At 67.9% G+C, this 23,573-nt stretch carries 16 protein-coding genes and 1 tRNA gene; 6 read left to right on the top strand and 11 right to left on the bottom strand.

What is annotated here, in order from left to right; genetic code table 11:
• The first annotated feature begins 193 nt into the window (after positions 1 to 193).
• The 3 genes from gyrA to S2M10_RS15325 all read left to right on the top strand — a co-directional run bounded on the left by gyrA (position 194) and on the right by S2M10_RS15325 (position 3,439).
• Positions 194 to 2,938 carry a DNA gyrase subunit A gene (gene gyrA, locus S2M10_RS15335; protein WP_168846872.1) on the top strand — a complete coding sequence of 915 codons (2,745 nt, stop codon included), beginning with the start codon at positions 194 to 196 and terminating at the stop codon, positions 2,936 to 2,938.
• A 3-nt stretch (positions 2,939 to 2,941) separates the two neighbouring features.
• Positions 2,942 to 3,295 carry a DUF952 domain-containing protein gene (locus S2M10_RS15330; RefSeq protein ID WP_168846871.1) on the top strand — a complete coding sequence of 118 codons (354 nt, stop codon included), beginning with the start codon at positions 2,942 to 2,944 and terminating at the stop codon, positions 3,293 to 3,295.
• A 68-nt stretch (positions 3,296 to 3,363) separates the two neighbouring features.
• Positions 3,364 to 3,439 (top strand) — tRNA-Glu (locus S2M10_RS15325).
• Positions 3,440 to 3,899: 460 nt separating this feature from the next.
• Here S2M10_RS15325 and S2M10_RS15320 read toward each other — a convergent pair.
• The 9 genes from S2M10_RS15320 to S2M10_RS15280 all read right to left on the bottom strand — a co-directional run bounded on the left by S2M10_RS15320 (position 3,900) and on the right by S2M10_RS15280 (position 16,381).
• Entirely contained in the window at positions 3,900 to 4,922 is a 1,023-nt protein-coding gene (locus tag S2M10_RS15320) for an acyltransferase (protein ID WP_168846870.1), read from the bottom strand.
• 355 nt (positions 4,923 to 5,277) lie between these two features.
• Complete coding sequence (gene cobA / locus S2M10_RS15315; protein ID WP_168846869.1) at positions 5,278 to 6,087, bottom strand: uroporphyrinogen-III C-methyltransferase; 810 nt, start codon at positions 6,085 to 6,087, stop codon at positions 5,278 to 5,280.
• Positions 6,080 to 8,659, bottom strand: coding sequence for a nitrate reductase (locus S2M10_RS15310; protein ID WP_168846868.1), 2,580 nt, complete (start codon positions 8,657 to 8,659; stop codon positions 6,080 to 6,082). The genes cobA and S2M10_RS15310 overlap by 8 nt, the downstream gene beginning before the upstream one ends.
• 148 nt (positions 8,660 to 8,807) lie before the next feature.
• The gene (gene nirD / locus S2M10_RS15305) at positions 8,808 to 9,134 is read right to left on the bottom strand and encodes a nitrite reductase small subunit NirD (RefSeq protein WP_168846867.1); all 327 of its coding nucleotides are present in this window, start codon (positions 9,132 to 9,134) and stop codon (positions 8,808 to 8,810) included.
• A gap of 4 nt (positions 9,135 to 9,138) precedes the next feature.
• On the bottom strand, positions 9,139 to 11,640 hold the full coding sequence (nirB, locus tag S2M10_RS15300) for a nitrite reductase large subunit NirB (RefSeq protein ID WP_168846866.1): 2,502 nt from the start codon (positions 11,638 to 11,640) through the stop codon (positions 9,139 to 9,141).
• A gap of 191 nt (positions 11,641 to 11,831) precedes the next feature.
• Positions 11,832 to 13,037 carry an alginate export family protein gene (locus S2M10_RS15295; protein ID WP_168846865.1) on the bottom strand — a complete coding sequence of 402 codons (1,206 nt, stop codon included), beginning with the start codon at positions 13,035 to 13,037 and terminating at the stop codon, positions 11,832 to 11,834.
• Between the two features lie 56 nt (positions 13,038 to 13,093).
• On the bottom strand, positions 13,094 to 14,341 hold the full coding sequence (locus S2M10_RS15290) for a nitrate/nitrite transporter (RefSeq protein WP_168846864.1): 1,248 nt from the start codon (positions 14,339 to 14,341) through the stop codon (positions 13,094 to 13,096).
• Positions 14,342 to 14,588: 247 nt separating this feature from the next.
• Positions 14,589 to 15,800, bottom strand: a complete 1,212-nt coding sequence (locus tag S2M10_RS15285) for a CmpA/NrtA family ABC transporter substrate-binding protein (protein WP_168846863.1) — start codon at positions 15,798 to 15,800, stop codon at positions 14,589 to 14,591.
• Positions 15,797 to 16,381 (bottom strand): ANTAR domain-containing protein, encoded by a 585-nt coding sequence (locus tag S2M10_RS15280; RefSeq protein WP_168846862.1) that lies wholly within the window; start codon positions 16,379 to 16,381, stop codon positions 15,797 to 15,799. Before S2M10_RS15280 ends, S2M10_RS15285 begins: the two co-directional genes overlap by 4 nt.
• Positions 16,382 to 16,608: 227 nt before the next feature.
• Here S2M10_RS15280 and S2M10_RS15275 point away from each other — a divergent pair, with 227 nt between their 5' ends.
• Together S2M10_RS15275 and S2M10_RS15270 are read left to right on the top strand one after the other, a co-directional pair.
• Positions 16,609 to 16,866: a hypothetical protein gene (locus S2M10_RS15275; RefSeq protein ID WP_168846861.1), complete on the top strand. Its 258-nt coding sequence runs from the start codon at positions 16,609 to 16,611 to the stop codon at positions 16,864 to 16,866.
• Between the two features lie 103 nt (positions 16,867 to 16,969).
• Positions 16,970 to 17,761, top strand: a complete 792-nt coding sequence (locus S2M10_RS15270) for a ThuA domain-containing protein (RefSeq protein WP_168846860.1) — start codon at positions 16,970 to 16,972, stop codon at positions 17,759 to 17,761.
• A gap of 93 nt (positions 17,762 to 17,854) precedes the next feature.
• Here the strand turns inward: S2M10_RS15270 and S2M10_RS15265 are convergent, their stop codons facing one another.
• Complete coding sequence (locus S2M10_RS15265) at positions 17,855 to 19,894, bottom strand: RiPP maturation radical SAM C-methyltransferase (protein ID WP_168846859.1); 2,040 nt, start codon at positions 19,892 to 19,894, stop codon at positions 17,855 to 17,857.
• Positions 19,895 to 20,034: 140 nt separating this feature from the next.
• On the opposite strand from S2M10_RS15265, the gene S2M10_RS15260 reads away from it, so the two are divergent.
• Complete coding sequence (locus tag S2M10_RS15260) at positions 20,035 to 21,630, top strand: serine hydrolase domain-containing protein (protein WP_168846858.1); 1,596 nt, start codon at positions 20,035 to 20,037, stop codon at positions 21,628 to 21,630.
• Here S2M10_RS15260 and S2M10_RS15255 read toward each other — a convergent pair.
• Positions 21,617 to 23,539, bottom strand: a complete 1,923-nt coding sequence (locus tag S2M10_RS15255) for an ABC transporter ATP-binding protein (RefSeq protein WP_168846857.1) — start codon at positions 23,537 to 23,539, stop codon at positions 21,617 to 21,619. The genes S2M10_RS15260 and S2M10_RS15255 overlap by 14 nt on opposite strands.
• Between the last annotated feature and the right edge of the window lie 34 nt (positions 23,540 to 23,573).

Below are 23,573 nucleotides of genomic sequence, written 5' to 3'. Positions count from 1 at the left end.
AAGCGCGGTTGCCGTGCGCGAAGCACGCTGAACCCCCTTTGAACAAGCGCCATTGCGGAGCGGAAACGTTTGGGTCCGCACTTGGCTCCCAATGCTCCCCACGCGCGTGCGTACGCGCGGGCGCGGGGTTGGCAGGAGGCATGCACGCCGCTAGAGCCATATCAGCGTAACAAAAACCCGAAAGTATGCCGCTTTGACCGACGAGACCCTGCTCGCCGACCCTTCTGACATTACCCCGATCTCGATCGTCGACGAGATGAAGACCTCGTACCTCGATTACGCGATGAGCGTGATCGTGGCGCGCGCCCTGCCCGACGTTCGCGACGGCCTGAAGCCCGTCCACCGCCGCATCCTCTATGCCGCCCAGGAAGGCGGCTATGTCGCGGGCCGGCCTTATCGCAAATCCGCCCGCCTGGTCGGTGACGTGATGGGTAAATACCACCCGCACGGCGACAGCTCGATCTACGACGCGATGGCCCGCATGGCGCAGGACTGGGCAATGCGCGTGCCCTTGATCGACGGCCAGGGCAATTTCGGCTCGATGGACCCCGATCCGCCCGCCGCGATGCGCTACACCGAAGCGCGCCTCGCCCGGGTGGCGACGGCGCTGCTCGACGACATCGAGAAGGACACGGTCGACTTCGTGCCGAACTATGACGGTTCGGAAAGCGAGCCTTCGGTCCTCCCTGCCCGTTTCCCCAACCTGCTGGTCAACGGCGCGGGCGGCATCGCGGTGGGCATGGCGACCAACATCCCTCCGCACAATCTCGGCGAAGTGATCAACGCCTGCCTCGCCTATATCGACAACGGCGCGGTCACCGCCGAAGAGCTGATGGAGATCGTCCCCGGGCCGGACTTTCCGACCGGCGCCGTGATCCTCGGCCGCTCGGGCTGCCGCTCGGCCTATCAGACCGGCCGCGGCTCGATCCTGGTCCGCTCGCGCCACGAGTTCGAGCAGCGCGGCGAGCGCCGCTCGATCGTGCTCACCGAGATCCCGTACCAGCAGGGCAAGAACGCGCTGGTCGAGAAGATCGCCGAGGCCGCCAAGGAAAAGCGGATCGAAGGCGTCTCGGACATCCGCGACGAAAGCTCGCGCGAGGGCGTCCGCATCGTCATCGACCTGCGCCGCGATGCGACGCCCGAGGTGGTGCTCAACCAGATCTGGCGGAACACGCCGGCGCAATCGAGCTTCCCGGCCAACATGCTCGCGATCCGCGGCGGCCGCCCGGAACTGCTCAACCTGCGCGACATCATCGAGGCCTTCGTCAAGTTCCGCGAGGAGGTCATCACCCGCCGCTCGAAGTTCGAGCTGGCCAAGGCGCGCGACCGTGCGCACATCTTGCTCGGCCTGGTGATCGCGGTCACCAATCTCGACGAGATGGTGAAGATCATCCGCGGCTCGTCGAGCCCGGCCGCCGCGCGCGAAGCCCTGCTCGCCCGTGACTGGCCGATCGCCGAGATCGCGCCATACATCCGCCTGGTCGAGGCGGTGGACACCGAGGTGACCGGCGACAGCTATCGTCTGTCCGACACCCAGGTCCGCGCGATCCTCGACCTGCGCCTGCACCGCCTCACCGCGCTCGGCCGCGACGAGATCGGCGACGAGCTCAAGGAACTCGCCGATTCGATCGCCGAGCTGCTCGAGATCCTCGGCAACCGCGCCAAGCTCTATGAAGTGCTGCGCGGCGAGCTGGTGCTGATCCGCGACACCTATGCCACCACGCGCAAGACCGAGATCGCCGCTGCCGCCGACGGCATCGACGACGAGGATCTGATCGAGCGCGAGGACATGGTCGTCACCGTCACGGTTCAGGGCTATATCAAGCGCACCCCGCTCGATGCCTTCCGCGCCCAGGCGCGCGGCGGCAAGGGCCGCGCCGGCATGGCGACCAAGGACGAGGACGCGATCACGGAGCTGTTCGTCACCTCGACGCACACCCCGGTGCTGTTCTTCTCCACGCTCGGCCGCGTCTATCGCATGAAGGTGTGGCGCCTGCCCGAGGGCGGCCCCGCCACGCGCGGCCGGCCGATGATCAACCTGCTGCCGCTCGCGGGTGGCGAGACCATCTCGACCGTGCTCCCGCTGCCGGAGGACGAGGACGAATGGGCGAACCTCCACGTGATGTTCGCCACCGCCAAGGGCAATGTCCGGCGGAACAGCATGGACCTGTTCACCAACGTGCCCTCGAACGGCAAGATCGCGATGAAGTTCGAAGGCGAGGACGAGGACGATCGCCTGATCGGCGTCGCCCTGCTGAACGAAGGCGACGACGTGCTGCTGGCGACGCGTGCGGGCAAGGCGATCCGCTTCCCGGGCGAGGACGTCCGCGCCTTCCAGAGCCGCGCCTCCACCGGCGTCCGCGGCATGCGCCTCGCCGATGGCGACCAGGTGATGTCGCTGTCGATACTCCACCGCTCGGGCGCCAGCCAGGAAGAGCGTGACACCTATCTCCGCTTCGCCCCCTGGAAGGCCGAGCGCGAGGGCGAGCACGGTCTGGAAGAGGCGCGCTACGAGGAGATGAAGGACCGCGAGCAGTTCATTCTCACCGTCTGCGCCAACGGCTATGGCAAGCTCAGCTCGGCCTATGAATATCGCCGCACGGGGCGCGGTGGCCAGGGCATCACCAATATCGACAACATCGCCCGCAACGGGCCGGTGGTGGCGAGCTTCCCGGCGACCAAGGGGCATCAGCTGATGCTGGTGACCGATCAGGCCAAGATGATCCGCATGTCGCTGGGCGACCTGCGCGTGATCGGCCGGAACTCGGCGGGCGTGCGGCTGTTCAATGTCGCGCAGAACGAGCATGTCGTCTCGGCGGCGCGCATCGAAGAGAGCGAGGACGAGGCCGAGATGAACCTGGGCGATGGCGCAGTGGCGGGCGAAGCGACCGCGGACGCCGTGCCGGGCGAAGACCTGGCCGATGGCGGCGAGGCCTGAGCCATGGCCGACATGCCCCTCACTGCCTACAAGATCCTGACCCAGGCGCAGATGGATACGCTCGAACAGGAGCGTGTCTTTCTGGGCGCGCCGATCGATGTGCAGGACGGCTATATCCACCTCTCCACCGCCGCGCAGGCGCAGGAGACGCTGGAGAAGCATTTCGCCGGCCAGACCGGCCTGTGGCTCGCCGCAGTGGATCTCGCCGCGCTGGACGAGGCGGTGCGCTGGGAACCGTCGCGCGGCGGCCAGCTTTTTCCGCACCTCTACGGCCCGCTGCCGCTCGACGCGGTGACGGCGTACAGCGAAGTCGCGTATGAGCCGGACGGCAGCCTGCGGTTGCCGGTGGCGGGTTGAAAAAAGTCTGAAAACATCGCTTGACGGCGCCGGCCCCGGAACGTAATTGGCCGCCTCCGCCAAGCAATGGCCCCTTCGTCTAGCGGTCTAGGACGTCGCCCTCTCACGGCGAAAACACGGGTTCGAGTCCCGTAGGGGTCACCATCTTCGATGGTAACGGCAGAAATCCAGGATCTACGGCGTCTTCACCGTCCGCTGGTACAGCGAAGGCGTGTGCCGAGACGCAACTGGCGCAGCTGCCCATGCCTGGAAGCCTTCAGGCGCCAAATGCTACCTCAGACGCCAGACTCTCGCGTGCCTGCGTCCGGAAAATGAGCGGCAAGGCCCTGAACAAGGAGGCCCTCGGCGCGCAGCACCGGCCGCAGGCTGCCCGCCCCCCATGGCTCTCAACGCCGGCCTGCAGGTCGACGTGGACGAGGCAAACCGGCGCCATGGTCCTTGCGGGGGATGATGCTGTACACGAAGCCGCTGGGACGCGGTTCAGCCAGAGCCCGGCAGATCGGGCGCTTGCGCGGAACACGGCAAGAAGGCCCGCAGAAGTCGAGAACGATGCGCCCTCTCGTTCGAAGGGCCGGTCAGCCAAGCCCCCCCTTGACGGCCGTTTTTACGCAACTGCCCGACGCTTCATCCCTTGGTCGGGCGGGCTCTGGAGGCGCTTTCGGATAAGGCGGTCCAGATGGGCGGCTATCATAGCAGCGACGATGGCGCCGAGGAACATGACGGCCGCGGCAATCCACGGGCCGAAGTGCAATCGCTTCACCACCAACCCAATCGGGATCAGCAGCGGGTAGTGGACTGCATATAGCGGATAGGAAATGTCCCCGAGCCAAGTGAACAGCGTTCGCAGCGGCCCAGTGATCACGGCCCCCTCCATGGCGACGATCATGACCGGAAAAATGACCAGCACGATCAGGACATCATAGGCAGCCGGGATGTTGCCCCTCGGCATCGCAAGCACGAAAAGCAGGATCACGGGCACCAACAGCGCAAATCGCGCGCTGTGGACCATGTTCAGGCGAGCCAGCCACAGCCCCATGGTGAAGCCGAAAGCGACGCGGCAGACCCCCACCCAATAGCTCGACAGGTTCCACCCCTGATCGAGCGAGTCGAACTGTGTCGCCGCGAAGCCGATACCGACCGCCCCAGCAACACAAATCGCCACCAGCCATCGACGCGACGCGCGGAACAGGACCGCAGCAAAGACAAGGTTGATCGCCATCTCCAGCGACAGCGACCATGCCGGCGTATTCAGGGGGAAGATACCATCCGAGCCGATTTGCGCCGGCAGCATCAACGCGTTCAGCACAGTCTGCTGGGCAAGCTCCGGCACGCTCGGCGCACGAGGATCCCCGATCGCAATTGCACCAAGGGCACGAGCGATGCCCAACGCAACGCCCATTGCAAATAGCGGATACAGCCGGACGAGGCGAAGCCGCACAAAGGCAACAAAGCTAAGATCGCTCTCAAGACGCTGCGCATATGCCTTTTGCAGCACATATCCGCTGAGTATGAAGAAGAAGTCGACCGCGAGATATCCCGAGGCAAACAACGGAAGCCCTACGGCGTGACCGATATGGTAGGCGAGAACAGCGAACGCCGCAAATCCCCGCGTGGCGTCGAACGCCAAGTTCCTCCGCATAAGCCCCCCTTTTATATCACCGATATTTATTGGAGCTGGAGCGATATGTCCAGCCAGCGGCTTGGTGCCGACGGGAGGTGACGGGCGTTTGGGGCGAACCGTTAGGTCTTGAAATTCAAGGCGAACGGAAGGCGCCGCTGCCAGCGCGCCGGCAAGCTGACGAAGGTATTAGGCCAACCTCCGCCACCGGACGTACCCCCAAGCGTCATGCCGCGCAGACCAGGGCCGGTCAGCTTGCACAGAAAGGCAGTTCAGAACGGCTCGAGTTCCTGCGGATGATGTCGCACCCGATAGGACAGGATCCGACGGGTCCAAGGTCGATCTCCCCTGCACCCGGCATCCGTCAGGCTGTGCGAGACGGAACGCCGCATATCGAGCCATCAAGCACGCCGGCATCGAATGCGGGCATTGCCGGGCCGTTCTTCAGCGCCAGCGCCTCGCCCACAAGGATGAGGGTCGGTTGATCGGCGGAGAAGCCCGCTACCGCGATGTGCAGAAGATCCAGACGGGTATGCAACAGCCGCTCGCTCTCCAGGCTGACATCGCACGCCAGCAGCACCGGCGTGGCGCCCGGAAGGCCGGCGGCCTGCAGGTTGCGGCTGATTTCCGCCGCCGCGCTGCGCCCCATGTAGAAGACGGTGGTGCAATGCGGATCCGCCAGCGCGGCCCAGTCCAAGTCGAGGGGCGCAGCGCCGCGCTTGTGTGCGGTCGCGAATTGTACCCGCCGTGCCAGCCCGCGCAGCGAGAGCGAGACGCTGGCGGCAGCGGCGGCGGCGCTGGCCGCGGTGACGCCTGGACAAATCCGAACCTGCACCCCCGCCTGGACCAGCGCCGAACATTCCTCCATCGATCGGCCGAAGATCGAGGGATCGCCGCCCTTCAGCCGCACCACGCGCTCGCCGGCCAGCGCCGCGGCGACGAGCAGGTCGTTGATCGTCCCCTGCTCCTTCGAATGGCGTCCCGCGCGCTTGCCCACCGGCACCTGCCGCACCGATGCGGGAATCAGCGCCAGAACGCCCGCACCCACCAGCGCATCGTAGAAGACGATCGTCGCGGTTCGCAGCAGCCGTTCGGCCTTGCGGGTCAGCAGATCGGGATCGCCGGGACCGGCGCCGACCAGCCAGACGCTGCCCGTGGGAAATTCGTCAGCCATGCGCGGCCTCCTTCGACAGATCGTTGAGAATGCGGGCGAGCGCCGGGCGGCATGATCCGCAATTGGTCCCCGCCCCCAATGCCGCCCCGATCGCGGCGACGTCCTGCAACTGCTGGTCGCGGACCGCCGCGGTGATGCTGTGCAGGCCGATGTCGAAACAGGCGCAGACCACCGGCCCGCGATCGCGCCTTCGGCCCGGGGCGCGTCCGGCGAGCACCTGCGGGCCCTGGGGCTGCTGAAGCTGGCCGATCAGCCAGTCCCGGCTCGGCAGTTCGCCGCTCCGGGTGACGAACAGCACCGCGACAAGGCGGCCGTCGCGCAGGACGCCTACGCGCAGGGTACCGCGCGCGGGATCGCTCGCCTCGATCCGCTCTCCCGTCGGCAGCCCCCGTGCGAGGGTCGCGGCCTCCCCGATCCCGGCCAGTTCGTAGAGCAGGCCGCCGGGCACCGTCACGCGCGTCGCCCAAAGGCAGTCCGGCGCCGGCGCATCGCCGTGCACGATCAGGAAGCCGCGCCAGTCGACCGCCACCGGTGCGGCCCGCGCGGGCGAGAGCTTGAAGCCCGGCTGCCCCGAATGCGGATCGGCGAGGTCGCGGGCGAGCAACCCCGTGCGCCCGCCGCGCGACTGCCGGTCCGTCCAGTGGATCGGCGTGAACAGCTCGCCCCGGCGCTGGCCGGGATGATGGGCCGCCCGGAACAGGCTCTCGCCCTGCGGGGTCGTCACGCGCGCGAGCGCCCCATCGGCGATGCCGAGGGCCGCGGCGTCGTCCGGGTGGATCTCGACCAGCGGTTCCTCGCGGTGCCGGGCGAGCCTGGGCGACAGGCCGGTGCGCGTCATCGTGTGCCACTGGTCGCGGTAGCGGCCGGTATTGAGCGTCATCGGCCAGTCGCGCAGCGGCGCCTCGAGCGGGCGCTGCGCCACCGCGACCAGCCGGGCGCGACCGCTCATTGTCGGAAATCGGCCATCGGCGAAGGGTGCCGCGGACCATTGGAACGGTGCCATCGCGTCATAGGCTTGGTTGCCGATCGCCGCCTTGGCCGTAAGATCGAGCATGCGTGTGCCATGATTGCGATAGGCAGTCAGGCGGGCATGTTCGCGCCAGATCTCGGCCGGGCGATCATAGGCGAAGGCGGTGCGAAACCCCATGCGCCGTGCGACCTGGGTGACGATCCACCAATCGGGTCTTGCCTCGCCCGGCAGCGGCAGGAAGCCGCGCTGGCGGCTGACCGTCCGTTCGGAGTTGGTGACGGTGCCGTCCTTCTCGCCCCAGGCGGCGGCGGGCAGGCGAACATGGGCGTGCATGCTGGTGTCGGTCTCGGCGATCACGTCCGACACCACGACGAACGGACATGCGGCCAAGGCTTCCCGCACGCGTCCGGCATCGGGCATCGAGACGGCGGGATTGGTCGCCATGATCCACAAGGCCTTGATCCGCCCCTCCCCCACCGCGCGGAACAGGTCGACCGCCTTGAGCCCCGGCTTGGTCGCGATGCGCTCGGCGGCCCAGAAGCGGCCGACATCGGCAATGTCGGCCGCCCCGAAGCCGCGGTGCGCCGCCAGCGTCGAGGCCAGCCCGCCCACCTCGCGCCCGCCCATCGCATTGGGCTGGCCGGTGATCGAGAAGGGCGCGGCCCCCGGCGTGCCGATCCGGCCGGTGGCAAGGTGCAGGTTGAGGATGGCGTTCACCTGATCGGTGCCGCGGATCGACTGGTTGATGCCCTGGCTGAACAGCGTGACGGTGCGCGGATGCGCGGCGAACAGCTGGTAGAAGCGCTGGAGATCGGCGGGCGGCAGGTCGCAGGTCTGGGCGGTGGTCCAGAGATCGTGCCCCTCGCCCAACGCTTCCCAGAAGCCCTCCGGTACGTCGAGATCGGCGGCGTTCGCGAGCCCTTCGGCGCGACAATGCGCCAGCAGGCCGTTGAACAGCGCGACGTCGCTGCCGGGCCGGACGGCCAGGTGCAGATCCGCTTCCTCGGCGGTTTCGGTGCGGCGCGGGTCGATCACGACGAGCCTGGTGCCGCGCTCCGCCCTAGCCGCCATGATCCGCTGATAGACCACCGGATGGCACCAGGCGGTGTTGGAGCCGACCAGCACGATGAGATCGGCGGCATCGAGATCGGCATAGCTGCCCGACACCACATCCTCGCCGAACGCGCGCATATGGCCGGCGACCGCACTCGACATGCACAGCCGCGAATTGGTGTCGATATTGGCCGAGCCGATAAAGCCCTTCATCAGCTTGTTGGCGACGTAATAATCCTCGGTCAGCAACTGGCCCGAGACGTAGAAGGCGACGCTGTCCGGCCCGTGTTCGGCGATCGCCTGGCGAAAGCGGCGGGCGACGAGGTCGAGCGCCTTGTCCCAGCTCGTGCGCCGATCGCCGATCATCGGGTGGAGCAGGCGGCCCTCCAGCCCCACCGTTTCGCCGAGATGCGTGCCCTTGGAGCAGAGCCGCCCGCGATTGGCGGGATGCTCGGGATCGCCCTCGATGCGGACGGCGCGCTCGCCGATGACGGTCGCGCGGATGCCGCAGCCGACCCCGCAATAGGCGCAGGTGGTGGAAGTGCTCATCGATCCTCCCCGGCACGGGGAGGGGGACCAGCCGAAGGCTGATTGAGGGGGCCCTCCACACGGGACAGTGCTGGTGGAGAGCCCCCTCCACCACCCGCTTCGCGGGCGGTCCCCCTCCCCGTGCCGGGGAGGATCTGAAGTGCTCCCCTCACGCCGCCGCCCGCACCGGCATGGCGAGCAGGATGCGCTCGCCCTCCATCCGCACCGGCACCACCGGCGTACAACCCGTGTCCTCGCCCATCGCCGCGCCCGTCGCGAGCGCGATCCGCAGATTGTGGAGCGGACACGCCACCGCATGGCCGTGGACGATCCCCGCGCTGAGCGGCCCGCCCTTGTGCGGGCAGCGGTCGATCAGCGCGAAGACCTGGTCGTCATGGGTGCGGAACACCGCCACCGGCTCGCCGCCCAGGGTCAGCGTGCGGCTGCCCCGCAGCGGCAGGTCGGCGAGCGTGCCGATATCGATCCAGTCGGTCATGGCGTCACTCCGCTGCGGTGAGGAGGGGCTGGTGCAGACCGGCATCGGCGCCCGCCACACGCTCGGCCCAGGGATCGTCCTGGCTGAAGGACTGCGAATGCCAGAAGCGCGCGGCGAGCGCGTCGCGGCCCGCTTCGTCCTCCACCACTCGCGCTTTGACATAGGCGAGCCCGACCCGCTCGATCCACGGCGCGGTGCGCTCCAGATAGCGCGCTTCCTCGCGGTAGAGCTGCACGAAGGCGGCGGCGACGTGCATCGCCTCTTCCTCGGTCGCCACCTTCACCAAGAGATCGGTGGCGCGGACATGGATGCCGCCATTGCCGCCGACATGCAGCTCATAGCCGGAGTCCACGCACACCACGCCGAAATCCTTGATCGTCGCCTCGGCGCAGTTGCGCGGACAGCCGGAGACCGCCATCTTGAACTTGTGCGGCATCCAGCTGCCCCAGAAGCCGCGCTCCAGCCTGATGCCGAGCCCGGTCGAATCCTGTGTGCCGAAGCGGCACCATTCGGAACCGACACAGGTCTTCACCGTGCGCAGCGCCTTGGCATAGGCATGGCCGGAGACCATCCCTGCCGCGTTCAGATCGGCCCAGACGGCGGGCAGATCCTCCTTGCGGATGCCAAAGATGTCGAGCCGCTGGCCGCCGGTGACCTTCACCATCGGCGCGTTGTACTTCTCCACGACATCGGCGATCGCGCGCAGCTCGGTGGGCGTGGTCACCCCGCCCCACATGCGCGGCACCACCGAATAGGTGCCGTCCTTCTGGATGTTGGCGTGGAGCCGCTCGTTGACGAAACGGCTCTGCTGGTCGTCGACATAGTCGCCCGGAAGCGCGCAGAGCAGATAATAGTTGAGCGCCGGCCGGCACGAGGAACAGCCATCGGGCGTGGACCAGTGCAGCGTCTGCATCACCTCGGGGATGGCTTTCATGCGCTGTTCGACGATCGCGCGGCGCACTTCGTCATGGCCGTAGCTGGTGCATTTGCACATCGTCTTCGGCGCGGCCTGTACGCCGTCCTCTCCCAGCGTCAGCGCGAGCAGCTGCTCGACGATGCCGGTGCACGATCCGCAGCTGGCCGAAGCCTTGCAGGTGGAGCGGACGGCATCGAGGCTGCGCGCGCCGTCGTTGATCGTCGCGACCACCTGGCCCTTGGAAACGCCGTTGCAGCCGCAGATCTCGGCTCCGTCCGAGAGCGCCGCAACGGCCGCCTTAGGGTCCGCCAGCCCCCCTCCTGAGGCGAAGGCCTGGCCATAGATCAGCACGTCGCGAATGGGGGCGACGTCCTCGCCCTTCTTGAGCAGGTCGAAATACCAGCCGCCGTCGCTCGTATCGCCGAACAGCACCGCGCCGATCACGCGATCGTCCTGCAGCACCACCCGCTTGTAGATGCCGCGCGCCGCATCGCGCAGCACGATATCCTCGCAGCCCTCGCCGCCCGAAAAGTCGCCGGCCGAGAACACGTCGAGCCCGGCGACCTTGAGCTTGGTCGAGGTGACCGAGCCGCGATAGGGATTGTCGCGCGCCACCAGCCCGTCCGCGAGGCTGCGGCACATGTCCCAGAGCGGCGCGACCAGGCCGTAGCACTGCCCGTCATGCTCGACGCACTCGCCCACCGCGAGCACACTGGCGTCGCTGGTCACCATATGATCGTCGACCTGGATGCCGCGCCCGACCGCCAGCCCGGCCTCGCGTGCCAGCGTCACCGAGGGGCGGATGCCCACCGCCATCACCACCAGCTTGGCCGGGATCACGCGGCCGTCCTTTAGCTGCACGCCTTCGACCTTGCCGTCGCCGAGGATCGCGGCGGTATCGGCGCCGGTGAGGATGGTCTGCCCGCGTGCCTCGAGCGCCGACTTGAGCAGCCAGCCCGCCGCCTCGTCGAGCTGGCGCTCCATCAGCGTCGGCATCAAATGGAGCACCGTGACCTTCATGCCGCGCAAGCTTAGACCGTGTGCGGCCTCCAGCCCGAGCAGCCCGCCGCCGATCACCACCGCGTCGCCGCCCTCGCCCGCCGCCGCCAGCATCGCATCGACATCGGCCATGTCGCGGAAGCTGATCACGCCGGGCAGGTCGTGCCCCGGCACCGGGATGATGAACGGATCGGAACCGGTGGCGATCAGCAGCCTGTCATAGCCGGTGACGCGACCCGACTTCGTGGTAACGGTGCGCGCGGCGCGGTCGATCGCCACGACCGGATCGCCGGCGACCAGCGCGATGCCGTGCCGGGCATACCAGTCGTGATCGTTGATCACGATGTCCTGGAACGTCTTCTCGCCCGCCAGCACCGGCGAGAGCATGATCCGGTTGTAGTTCACATGCGGCTCGGCACCGAAGATGGTGACGCGGAAGCGCGTGCCGTCGCGCGCCAGCAGCTCCTCCACCGCGCGGCACCCGGCCATGCCGTTGCCGATCACCACCAGGTGCTGGCGCGTCTCGGCCGCGGAGGCCGCGTCGGTGGGGCCTGCATCGGCGAGGGTCACCGTGGCTTCGAGAAACTCCATCCGCTTCGCTCCAAAACGAAAAAAGCCGCCATCCGGCGCCCGGTCTTGCGAACCGAGCGCTGGATGGCGGCTTTGCCATCAACAGGACCACGTTTGCCCATCTTCGGGCTGGCGCGGCTATGTGGGAAGGACAGCCTTGTCCTTCGCATTGCAACATAGCCCGATTCGCGGAACCGCTCAAGCGATTCCGCTCAATAGCTCCAATCCAGCTGCAGCCAGAACTTGCTGGTGTCGGTGGCCAGCCGATCGGCCATGTACCGTGCGTAGCGGGCCGAGAGCAGCGTCTTCTTTACCTGCACCGTCGCCAGCAGATTCCATTCATCGCCATAATGCTGGCCCAGCCGGTCGCTCTCGAAGCGGTGCCAGGTCGCCTGCAGCGTCAGCGCGTCCACCCTGCCAAGCTTCTTCCAGCCATAGCCGCCGCCGGCATAGAAGTCGCGGACGCCGTTGGCCGGCGTAGTGAGAAACTTGTCGGCCCAGCCCTGGAACTTGAAATTGGTGCCGAGCGGCGTCTGGAAGCTGGTGAGCGCCGCGCCGCGGTCCGCGCCCAGCACTTCATAGCCGCCGTTCAGCTTCCAGCCGCGCATGTCCAAGGTCGCATCCGCCAGCCAGTACCCGGCGGTGTAGCGATTGGGGTTGCGATGATGCTCCGATTGCGTCGCCCAGCTGAGCTGGTAGCGCAGCTTCGCCAGCGGACCCAAGGCGCGGCTGCCCGCCAGCCGGGCGCCATAGGTCTGGCTGGCAAGGCGAAAGCCCTGCACTTCCTGCTCGTCCTGGTCGACCAGATACGCGAAGCCGGTCAGCGTGCCGACCGGCGTGGCTGCCGAGAGATTGGCGAACAGATTGTCGCCGCCCACGCCGCGCTGGCGTGCACCGCGCCCATCGGTGCCCCAGATGGTCCGCACGTCCCAGGCATAGCTGAGGTCGAGCTTCACGCCCTTCAGCGGCGCCAGCACCGCGCGCACCGCATCGAAGGTCTGGGCATTGTTGCGGAACCCGACATTGCCGACGAAACGCTCGTCATCGAGCGCGATCCGCTGGCGCCCCGCGGTCACGGTGAGCGGCGTGGACCGGTATTGCAGCTGCGCGCGGTAGATCGCGACGTCCTGCGGATCGGCGACCAGCGGGCGGGTCGCGGCGCCGTGCAGCCCGTCATCGTACGTGCCGACCAGCGCGAGATTGCCCTGCGCCTCCCCCAGCGCCGCCCAGTTGCCGTGACCGAGTTCGGCACCCGCGCGCACCCGCACCGTCCACGCATCGGCTGCCGCGTCCAGCCCGTCCTGCTCGACATGCTCGTAGCGCGTGCGCGTCTCGATCAGCGGCGTTACGACGATATCCTGGGCACAAGCCGGGCCGGCGACGGCCAGCGCGGCCGCCGTGCAGATGATCGTTCGCATGAAACTCCCCCCGAACCGGGGCGGCGCGGTTCGTGCCGCGCCGCCCTCCTCTCCGATCAGATGCGCGCGCCGCTCGTCCAGCGGGCACGCCATGAGGCCTTGACCAGCATCAGGCCCAGCAGCGCGATCAGCGCCAGCCCGGCGAACACCAGAAAGCCCGGCGCGAAGCTGCCCGCCAGCTGCTTGGCGAGGCCCAGCGAGGAGGCGAGGTAGAAGCCCCCGACCCCGCCGGCCATGCCGACCAGCCCGGTCATCACGCCGATCTCCGCCTGGAAGCGCTGCGGCACCAGCTGGAACACCGACCCGTTGCCGGTGCCCAGCGCGAGCATCGCAACGACAAAGCAGCCGAGCGCCACCGGAAGGGTGGCAGCCGCGCTCACCCCGGCCAGCGCGGCCGCCGCGACGAGGAACACGCCGGTCAGCGCCTTCACGCCGCCGATCCTGTCCGCCAGCGCACCGCCCAGCGGCCGCACCAGCGACCCGGCGAACACACAGGCGGCCGTGCAATAGCCCGCGGCGATCGTGGTCAGCTCGAACTGGTCGGTGAAATAGATCGGAAGCGACGCCGCCAACCCGACGAAGCCGCCGAAGGTGACGGCATAGAAGCCCATCAGCCACCAGGCGTCCGCGGACTTGAGCGGGTGAAGATATGCCACCAGCGTCTTCGGCGCCGGCGCGTTCGGCGCATCCTTGGCCATCGCCATGTAGAGTAGGAACACGATGCCGAGCGGCAGGCACGCCAGCCCCAGCACCGCGTTCCAGCCGAACAGCCTGGCGAGCGCGGGCGCGAACAAGGCGGCGAGCACGGTGCCCGAATTGCCCATGCCGGCCAGCCCCATCGCCTTGCCCTGGTGCTCCGCCGGATACCAGCGGCTGGCGAGCGGCAGCGCGATGGCGAAGCTTGCGCCCGCGAAGCCCAGGATCACGCCCAGCGCCAGCGTGCCGCCGAAGCTGTTCACGCCCAGTAGATACGCGCAGAGCAGGCCCGCGATCACGATGATCTGGCTGATCGCACCCGCACGCTTGGGCCCGATGCGATCGACCAGCAGCCCGTTGACGACGCGGAGAAAGGCGCCCGCCAGCGTCGGCGTGGCGACCATCAGGCCTTTCTCCGCGGCGCTGAGGTGCAGCGTCTTCGCGATATCCGGCGCGAGGGGGCCGAGCAGCACCCACACCATGAAGGCCAGGTCGAAATAGAGAAACGCGGCGACCAGCGTCGGCCAATGCCCGCTGCGCCAGAAGCTGCCGTCGCTCGCCTTGCCGGCCCTTGCGTCCATGCTTCGATCCAGAATTGCCGTTGCCATGCTGATTTCCCCAATGCCGATCTGAAAAGAACAAGAAAAAAGCCGCTCGCCGGATGTTCGCGCGGTGCGAAATCCGGTCAGCGGCTTTGCTGCGTTCAGAGGGGGAGGCAGGCCCCGGCGCTGGGGTGCCCTCCCGATGGGCGCGCATCCTTGCGCGACTCGGGGATCATCGCGCGGAACGGCTTTTGCTGCAAGCGCGAAGTTGCGCGACTTGAAGTCGCCCTCTCAGGAGAGGGGTTGGGGTGTTTCAGCGTGTTCCGGAGAATCCCGCCAGATACGCGTCCAGCCGCTCGGGATCGAACACCCGTCCATCGAAGAACCGATCCGGCCCCAGCGTGAGCGCGCCACGATGTGCGCCTACGCCGGTCGGCGCGGTCACCGCGCCCTCCAGCTTCATGCTCGCCCCCGGCATCGCTTCGCCGCTGGCGCCGAGCGCGCGGCGGTACACGTCGGGCCGGAACACCGCGCCGGCGGCCGCCTCGGCCTCCGCGCTGGGCTCGGCCTGGTGCCAGCGGACGAGCTGCGAGTATATCCAGAGCGCCTGGCTGCGCCAGGGAAAGGCCGTAGCCTCGCGGTGGAACAGCAGGAAATCCGGCTGCGGGACCGATGGCGCGTCGGCTCGCGGGATCACCTGCCCCGCCAGCCCCGCTTCGATCAGCTCGGCCGGTTCGCCCACATAAGCCTCGCGCGCCAGCAAGGCCGCCAGTTCGCCGCGATTGGCCGGATCATCGCACCAGCGCGCCGCCCCCGCCAGCGCCACCAGCAGCCGGTCTACCGTCTCGGCATTGGCCTCCATCCAGTCGGTGCGCAGCGCCAGTACCTTCTCGACCCCGCGCTGCCAGATTCGCGCGCCGATCGCGACCGCCTCTGCCAGCCCCTGCGCGATTGCCGCTGCCGGCCAGGGATCGCCGGCGATGAAACCGTCGATCTCGCCCAGCCGCATCGCTTCCACGGTCAGCGAGGGCGGCAGCACGCGCAGCACCACGTCGCGATCGGGATCGACGCCGACGCTGCCCAGCCAGTAGCGCAGCATCAGCGCATGGCCGGAGAAGCGATGGACGATGCCGATGATCGGCTTGCGCCGGAACAGGCCGATCGCAGTGGCAAAATCATGCCCGGTGCCCAGCGGATCGGCCAATCGTGCGGGCAGATTCTGCTCCAGCGCCGCAGCGAATGCGCCCGACATCACCAGCATGTTGCCGTTGCTGTTGAGCTTGAACGGCGCCGAGAGTGCCGCCGGCTGCTGGCTCAGCCCCAGCGTTACCGCCACCGCCAGCGGGGCCAGCATCTGCGCCGCCTGCACCTGGCCATAGACCAGCCGGTCGCGCAGCGTCGCCCAGCTGGTGGTGCGCACCAGCTCCAGATCGATCCCCTGCGCCGCGGCAAACGCCTTTTCGCGCGCGGCGACCAGCACGGCGCTGTCGGTGAGCGGCAGGAAGGCCGCGCGGACCAACGTCATGCCGCACCCCCGCCCAGCAGGCTGCTGGCGGTGATCAGCGCCTCTGCCACGTCGACCATGCGCCGCCCCTGGTTCATCGCCGTCGAGCGCAGCAGCGCATAGGCATCGGCTTCGTTCAGTCCGCGCTGTTGCATCAGGATCGCCTTGGCCTTGTCGATCGTCTTGCGGTTCGCAAGCGCAGTGCGCGCCTCGTCCAGCTCGCTCTGCATCCGCGAAAAGGCAGTGAATCGCCGCACCGCCAGTTCGAGGATCGGCTTGACCCGATCCTTGCGCAGCCCGTCCACGACATAGGCGGATACCCCCGCGTCGATCGCCGCCCCGATCATCGTGTCGTCGGACTGGTCGACGAACATCGCGATCGGCTTGGCCAGCGCGCGGCTGACGAGCAGCATTTCCTCCAGCGTATCGCGGCTGGGGCTGCCGAGGTCCATCAGCACGACATCGGGGGCCATGCGCTCGATGCGCGCGACGAAGGCGCCGCGCGGCGGCACGAAATGAATATCGTCATAGCCCGCCTCGCGCAGCCCCTCCTCGAGGACCGATGCGCGCGCTCCGCTGTCATCGACAATGACGATCCGCACCCCAGCGCCTTTCGCAGTTGCGGAAGGAAGTGGCAGCAAAGCGCAGGCACGTCAAACAATCGGCGGCCGGCGCAGTGGGCCTTGCCGCTGGCGCCTGCGCGATCCGCGACCGGATTCATCGTCGGGGCGCTGTGGCCCTGCGTCACCGTCGAGGCAGGCTGAACCCGGACGATCATCAACGCGTTGTCCGTCTGCAAACGGTAGACACACGCTTCGGAAGAGAATGCATGGGCGGATCGGACAGCGTTGATCTCCGCCTTCGTCGATCGGCAGAGATGGCGGCGGTGTTCATGATCGGCGACGGCATGCTCGGGCTGTTGCAACCCAGGCGCCATGTCGCGCTTTGGCGATCGAACGTTCCCGCGGTAGACATGCTCGTTCGGCCCTTCGCGGGGCAGCCGGGACGGCGACGGGCCTATGGCGTGCTGCAGATTTCCGCCGGCATCGCGCTCGCCGCCGCGCTGAGGCGCAGCACCCGGCCCTGACCGTTTCGCCGAGACCCCATGATCAGCCATTGTGGCTTGAACGAAACCGTTGCTATTCAGCGGGCTGTCGCCCCGGGCGAGGGCCGAGCTGGGAGAGAACGACATGCGTAGGCTAATGGCGGTATTGGCGCTGCTCACCATGGCGCAAGCCGTGCCAGACCCGCATCTGCCCAAGCCGACCCTCGATACCGCCGCGCCCGCCTTGCCCAGCGGATTGCAGCACGCGGTTCTGATCGTATCCAAGACCAATGGCTGGCGGCACATCGAGCATATCCCGCACTCGAACGTCGTGCTTGCGCAGATTGCGAAGCAATTGGGCCGTGCAAGCTTCGTCACGGAGAATGCGGCGATCTTCAACGACGACCAGCTGCGCCACTTCTCCGTCATCGTGCTCAACAGCGCGAGCGGCGACTTCCTCACGCCGGAGCAGCGTGCCGCCTTTGCGCGTTTCGTAGCGCGCGGCGGCGGCGTCGTGGCGCTGCACGCGGCGGGCGACAACAGCCATACCGACCCATGGTATGTCCGTACCGTCATCGGCACCAGGTTCATCGGCCATCCCGGCGGCGACGATCATATCCAGTCCGCAAAGCTGTTGATCGACCAGCCGGACCATCCCGCCATGGCGGGCGTGACGCTGCCCTGGTCGCCGATGGACGAATGGTATGCCTTCGATGCCAACCCTGCGGAGCAGGGCATGACCGTGCTGGCGCGGATCGACGAGGGGAGCTACCGGCCGGGCGCCAAGCTTTCCATGGGCGCGCATCCCGTGATCTGGGTCAATCCTTCCACCAAGGGGCGGGTCTTCTATTCGGCGCTCGGACATTCACCGGAAGCCTATGACGATCCCCATTATCGTCGCATCCTAACCAACGCCATTCGCTGGGCCGCACGCTAGTCCGCGGCCGGCGCGCGCAACGCGGTGCGGCGGTGCGCCGCGCGGGCGCGGCTGGACGGCAACCCGCCGATCGCATTCGGATCGTCGATGCGGTTAGGCTGGCTTCACCTCGGCACCAAGCGCGCAGTCGGCGGCGACGACGGGTTCCGCATCGTGCTGCGCCGTGGAGGCAACCTCCGCCTGCGATTGCTGTGCATGCCAGCGATCCAGATCGACATAGCCGCCGGGAAAATCCTCCTGCCCGTCCGGGATGGGTGTCACCTCACGCAATATCAGGCTCATCACATTGCCGCTTTGCCGAAGCACCAGCCCCAGCGCATCGAGGCGGGCAAGTGCGGACGCGACCGCCGCGGCGTCGGCTTCGACCAGGGCATCCAGCGTCGCTTCGGCACGGATCTCGCTACAGGCATCGAGCAGACGAACGGCAAGCGTGTCGAGCATCGCCGGCGCGCCGAAGCCCGGGCGGGTGTCGATCACCCTCGCGGTACCGTCGGTCGCGCGGTCCAGCAGCAGCACCGGACGCTCCGCCTCCGGCGCCAGCCAGGCGCGGTTCCACAGCGCGACGGTGCGCACCGTTGCCTTGAGCCCCGGTCGCACGGCCATGACGTCGACCGCGGGGCGCCGCGCGCGGTCCTGGTGATAATAGGCCAGGTCCCGCAGATCATCCTCGCCCACCGGGTAGACCGCGGCATAGCTGTGGAACGGCTCCAGCTTCAGCCCGAACTGCGCGGAGCGGGTGTGGTAGGGGCTGAAGCGATGGAACTGGATACGATCGATCCCCGGCGGCTGGAGGTGCGACACGCGCGGCAGCCATGCCGCCATTTCCGCATACCAGGCGTCCTGCTCGCCCGGCACGTCCCACAGATAGTTCCAGGTGATGAAAATGCCGATCTCGCGGGCCCATTTCAACAGGCGCAGGTTGAGCAGCCCGGTCGTCCCCTTGTCGATCAGCTTCAGGATCGCGTCGTGCATGTTCTCGATCCCCGGCTGGAGCCGCCGGATGCCTGCCGCTGCAATCGTCTCCAGCTGTTCGCGGCGCAGATTGGCCTTGGTCTCGTAGAACAAGGTATAGGGTTGCGGCCGGGCGAGCCTGGGCAGGAGCGAGTTGATATAGCCGAGATCAAGGATGTTATCGACAATGTTGAACTTGGTGATGCCGTGGCGCTCGGCCAGCGCGTCCAGTTCGGCGAGCACGCGGTCGGCGGGCTTCGAACGGAACGCCATGGTGCCGCCGTTGAGCCCGCAAAAGGTGCAATGGTGCTTGGCGCCCCACCAGCATCCGCGTGACGTCTCCATCGCCAGTCCCGGCATGATGCAGTTCGTCAGCGGCGATGCCGAGAGCGCCGCGAAATAATCGTCGAAATCGGGCGCCGGCGTCAGGTCCATGTCCTCGATCGCGGCGCGCGGCGCGGGGGCGGCGCCGGTCAGCGCGGGATGATCGGCGCCGATCACGCCATAGGGCAGATCGCCCTGCCCCGCCGTCCCCTCGAGCACGCGCCGGCACAGCAGCGGCAACAACAGGTCCGCTTCGCCCGAGACGACATAATCCACCCAGGGAAACGCCCGCTTGGTGGCGACCCCCATCACCCCTTCGCAATTGGCGCCGCCGATCATCGTCGTGATGCTCGGATCCAGCGCCTTGACGTGACGGAGCAGCGCCAGCGACGGCACGTGCTGGGTGAAGGTGGAGGTGCAGCCGACGATACGCACCCCCGTTGCGACGATCTGGCGCGCGATCCTCGCGACGAAGGGATCGGCCGCCATGCGGATCCGCGCGAGGAACCGTCGCGGATCGCCGAGCGCGGGATTGCGGGACAGCACCGCGCGCGTCACCGGCTGGGCGAGCAGTCGATCGAGATAGTCGGGATCCTCGGGCGCGGCATCGCCGAACGCAGCCGGCGCAAAGGTCCATTCGCCGACCAGATATTCCTGCTTGCTGTCCGACACGAAGCCATAGGCATCCAGCCCGATCTCCTCGGCGAACTCGAAACAGGGGTAGAGCGCTGACGCTGCCATCCCCTCCTTGCGCAGCGCCGCGACGAGCAACCCCAGCGCCATCGACGGCTGATTGAGCGGCGGATACGGCATTGAAACCAGCGCGATATCGATCGACGTGCGACTTGTTACCGCCATGCTGCCCTCGTCAGAAGAAGATGCATCGACAATTTAGCATTTACTGCACAAGATGCACGACGATTGTTTACGTTCAGACGTGCCGTTGCTATTTTTCTTTGATCCTGCCGATCCCGGCGACTGTTCATGAGCGAGCTGTTTTGATCGACCGCGACCAATGCCTTGCCATTGATGCCCTGTTCGCGCCGTGGGATCGCCCCGGCGCCCCCGGCGTCGTCTTCGGCGTCTTCGCCGAGGGCGCGCTCGTCCATTCGGGCAGCTTCGGTGCCGCCAATCTCGAACATGGCATTCCGATGGGGCCCGACACGGTGTTCCACATCGCGTCCTTGTCCAAACAGTTCACTGCGGTGATTGCGGCGATGGTCACGGCCGACCAGGGCATCTCGCTCGACAGCGACCTGCGGCGCTTCCTGCCGGAGCTTCCACCCGGGCCGCCGATCAGCTTCCGCCATGCGATCCATCACACCAGCGGACTGCGCGAGCAATGGGATCTGCTTCGGCTCGCGGGCTGGCGCGACGCCGATCTCAAGACGACGGACGACGTGCTGAGCGTCGTCACCCGCCAGCGGGCGAGCAACTTCGCGCCCGGCACGCGATTTCAATATATCAACACCGCCTATACGCTGGTCGCGGTGGCGCTCGAGCGGATCACCGGCGAGCGTTTCCGCGCGCTGGCGGAGCGGCTGATCTTCGCACCGCTGGGCATGCGTGACACCTTCTTCCTCGATGACCAGACCGAAGTGATCCCCCGCCGCGCCCAGGCCTATGCCCTGCGGGAGGACGGCGCCCCGCGTGTCTGCGTGCCGCGGTTCGAAACCATGGGCCCGTCGAACCTGCAAAGCAGCCTGCGCGACCTCGCCAAATGGGAGGCCAATCTGGTCAGGCCCCTAGTGGGCGATGCGGCCCTGATCGCCAGCTTGACCGAACCCGCGCGCTTCGCCGAAGGCGCCGCCACCGAATATGGCTATGGGCTGATCCTCGGCCATCACGGGGTGCATCGCACGGTGGAGCATGCGGGCGGCGACGCGGCGTTCCGCGCCTATTATCTGCGCGTGCCGGCCGAGCGCTTCGCGGTGATCGTCCTCGCCAACTTCCTGGAGGTGAGCCCGAGCCATCTGGTACGCGCGATCGTGGACCGATGCCTGCCGCAGCCCAGCGGCGAAGCGGCCCGATCGAGCACCGCCCCCCTCGATCTGAAGCTCCACCATGTCGATCGGCTGAGCGGCCTGTATCGGCATGATGCCAGCGGTGTGACCTGTCGCGTCGAGCCGCGCGGCGGGCGGCTGCATCTCGCGTCGAGCGGCGCGGACTATGAACTGGTCAGCCAGCCCGACGGCAATTTCAAGTTCCGCGACATGGACATCGACGTCACCTTCACGCTGCCGGAAACCGGCCCGGCGACGGCCGTTCGCGTCCATCTGGCCGGCAACACGATCAACATCTGCACCCGCCTGGAGGCGGACGCCGCGACCGATGCGCCCCCGCTCGACGCTTATGAAGGCCGGTTTCGCAGCGACGAGCTCGACGCGACCTACAGCCTCACCCGACGCGGCGACATGCTGGTGGCGCGCGGGCCGCGTGGCCTCGCCATCCGGTTGCGGCGCGTCCATGAGGACGGTTTCGCCGCGATGGACACCACGATCGACGTGCAGTTCCAACGCGGCGAGGACGGCACCGTGACCGGTTTCCTGCTCAGCAGCGAACGCGCTTGGAATATTGCCTTTATCCGGATTTAGGCTTGCGCGGCGACCGCGGGCGGACCGGCGCCCTGCCCCGCGGTTTCGCATCGCCGTGCGACGACTGCCCCGGTGCCGCTGCGGAAGCGGAGGGCGACGGCACAGGGTCGGCCGGAGAGGCGGCGCCGGTCTGCAGGCGCCAGAGCTTGGCGTAGATCCCGTCGCGCGCGAGCAATTCGCGGTGCGTGCCGGTCTCCGCCACCGCGCCCGCGTCGAGCACGACGATCCGCGTCGCGTCGCAGATCGTCGCCAGCCGGTGGGTGACGACGACGAGCGTCCGATCGCGGGCGATCTTGCCCACCGCCGTGCGGATCGACTCCTCGGTCTCGTAATCGAGATGGGAGGTGATTTCGTCGAGCAGCAGGATCGGCGCCTTGCGCAGCAGGGTCCGCGCGATCGCCACGCGCTGGCGCTCCCCGCCCGACAGGCGCCCACCGCGCTCGCCTACCGGCGCGTCCAGCCCGCCGGGAAGCCGGTCCAGCAGATCGGCGGCGTCGACCTGGGCGAGCGCATCGCGCAGCGCCTCGTCGCGCGCTTCCGGATCGCCGTAGCGCAGATTGTCGCGGATCGTCCCTTCGAACAGATAGGTTTCCTGGCTGACCAGCGCGATCGCCGCGCGCAGATCGGCAAGGTCGAGATCGCGAAGGTCGTGCCCGTCGAGCGTGATGCGGCCGCCGCCCACTTCATACAGCCGTGCGATCAGCCGCAGCAGGGTGCTCTTTCCCGATCCCGTACGCCCGACGATCGCGACCATCTCGCCGCGCCCGACCTCGAAGGAGACGTCGCGCAACACCGTCCGCTCGTCGGCATAGCCGAACGAGACGTTCTCGATCGCCAGACGCCCGCCGACCGCGCCGTTCGACAGCCGCTCGGGCCCGCTGGTGATCGCCGGACGCTGCTCCAGCACCGCGTTGATGCGGTGCGCGGCCTCGGCGGCTTCCTGATAGGTGCCGATCAGCTGCTGCACGTCGCCCACCGCCCCCAGCAACATCGGATAGAGATAGAGGATGCGCGCGAAATCCTCGCTGCCGATCCGCCCCGCGCGCACCAGCCCGCCGCCATGCGCCGCGACCAGCGCCATGTTGCCCGCTCCGATCGCCTGGGTGAGCAGGCCGACCGCCGTGGCCGAGGCGAAGCTGTCCCGCGCCGCCACACGCATCCCCGCACCTGCGGCACGCAGCCGCGCAGCGACCGAGCCCTCGGCCTGCAGCAGCTTCACATCGGTGATGCCGGCGATCACCGAATCGATCGCCTGGCCATAGTCGCCACGCATCTCCCCCGACCTGGCGAAGCGTCGCGCCATCATCGGCCCCAGCAGCAGCGACGGCACCATCAGCAGCGGCAGCGGCATCAACGCCGTTGCCCCGAATTTCGGCGACAGCCGGACCAGCGTGACACCCGCATACAGCGCCGTCATCGCCTTCTCGATCAGTTGATCCGGCATTTGCTCGACCAGATCGCTGATCCGCTGGGTATCCTCGGTGATCAGGCTCTGCAGCTTGCCGGTGCCGTGATCGTCGAAAAAGGCCAGGTCCTGCGCAGCGACCGCGTCGATCAACGCGCCGCGCAGGTTCTCGCGAAAGTCGAGCGCGGCAGCGCGCCACGCCTGGCGCCTGGGATATTGCGCGCCCAAGGCGATCCCCGTCACGCCAAGCGCGCCGACCAGCGGGGCCGCCTTCCCCCCTTTCGGCCCGCCGGTGCGCGAATCGTTGACCGAACGGACGAACAGGTTGCCCTGCGCCAATTGCAGCGCGTGCGCGACCACGGTGAGCGCGGCGGGCTTGACGAGGCTGCGCGCGGTGAGTCGGCCGGCCGCGAACATCTGCCGCAGCGCGACGTGCGGCAGCGGCGCTCCCGACGGGCCCGGCAGAAGCGATCCCAGCGTCGCGGCAACCGACCGCGGCGACACGGAACGGGCGGCCGCGGGCCGGAGGCCAGCCGTG

The sequence above is a fragment of the Sphingomonas sp. S2M10 genome (assembly GCF_012650175.1).
In the GTDB taxonomy this organism is placed as follows: Bacteria; Pseudomonadota; Alphaproteobacteria; order Sphingomonadales; family Sphingomonadaceae; genus Sphingomonas.
This window is presented reverse-complemented; position numbering and strand designations above follow the sequence as displayed.

Excerpts from the sequence above, each read along its gene's own strand:
- S2M10_RS15330 (WP_168846871.1), top strand. The coding sequence starts at position 2,942 with ATGGCCGACATGCCCCTCACTGCCTACAAGATCCTGACCCAGGCGCAG.
- cobA (WP_168846869.1), bottom strand. The coding sequence starts at position 6,087 with ATGGCTGACGAATTTCCCACGGGCAGCGTCTGGCTGGTCGGCGCCGGT.
- S2M10_RS15310 (WP_168846868.1), bottom strand. The coding sequence starts at position 8,659 with ATGAGCACTTCCACCACCTGCGCCTATTGCGGGGTCGGCTGCGGCATC.
- nirD (WP_168846867.1), bottom strand. The coding sequence starts at position 9,134 with ATGACCGACTGGATCGATATCGGCACGCTCGCCGACCTGCCGCTGCGG.
- nirB (WP_168846866.1), bottom strand. The coding sequence starts at position 11,640 with ATGGAGTTTCTCGAAGCCACGGTGACCCTCGCCGATGCAGGCCCCACC.
- S2M10_RS15295 (WP_168846865.1), bottom strand. The coding sequence starts at position 13,037 with ATGCGAACGATCATCTGCACGGCGGCCGCGCTGGCCGTCGCCGGCCCG.
- S2M10_RS15290 (WP_168846864.1), bottom strand. The coding sequence starts at position 14,341 with ATGGCAACGGCAATTCTGGATCGAAGCATGGACGCAAGGGCCGGCAAG.
- S2M10_RS15285 (WP_168846863.1), bottom strand. The coding sequence starts at position 15,800 with ATGACGTTGGTCCGCGCGGCCTTCCTGCCGCTCACCGACAGCGCCGTG.
- S2M10_RS15275 (WP_168846861.1), top strand. The coding sequence starts at position 16,609 with ATGGGCGGATCGGACAGCGTTGATCTCCGCCTTCGTCGATCGGCAGAG.
- S2M10_RS15270 (WP_168846860.1), top strand. The coding sequence starts at position 16,970 with ATGCGTAGGCTAATGGCGGTATTGGCGCTGCTCACCATGGCGCAAGCC.
- S2M10_RS15265 (WP_168846859.1), bottom strand. The coding sequence starts at position 19,894 with ATGGCGGTAACAAGTCGCACGTCGATCGATATCGCGCTGGTTTCAATG.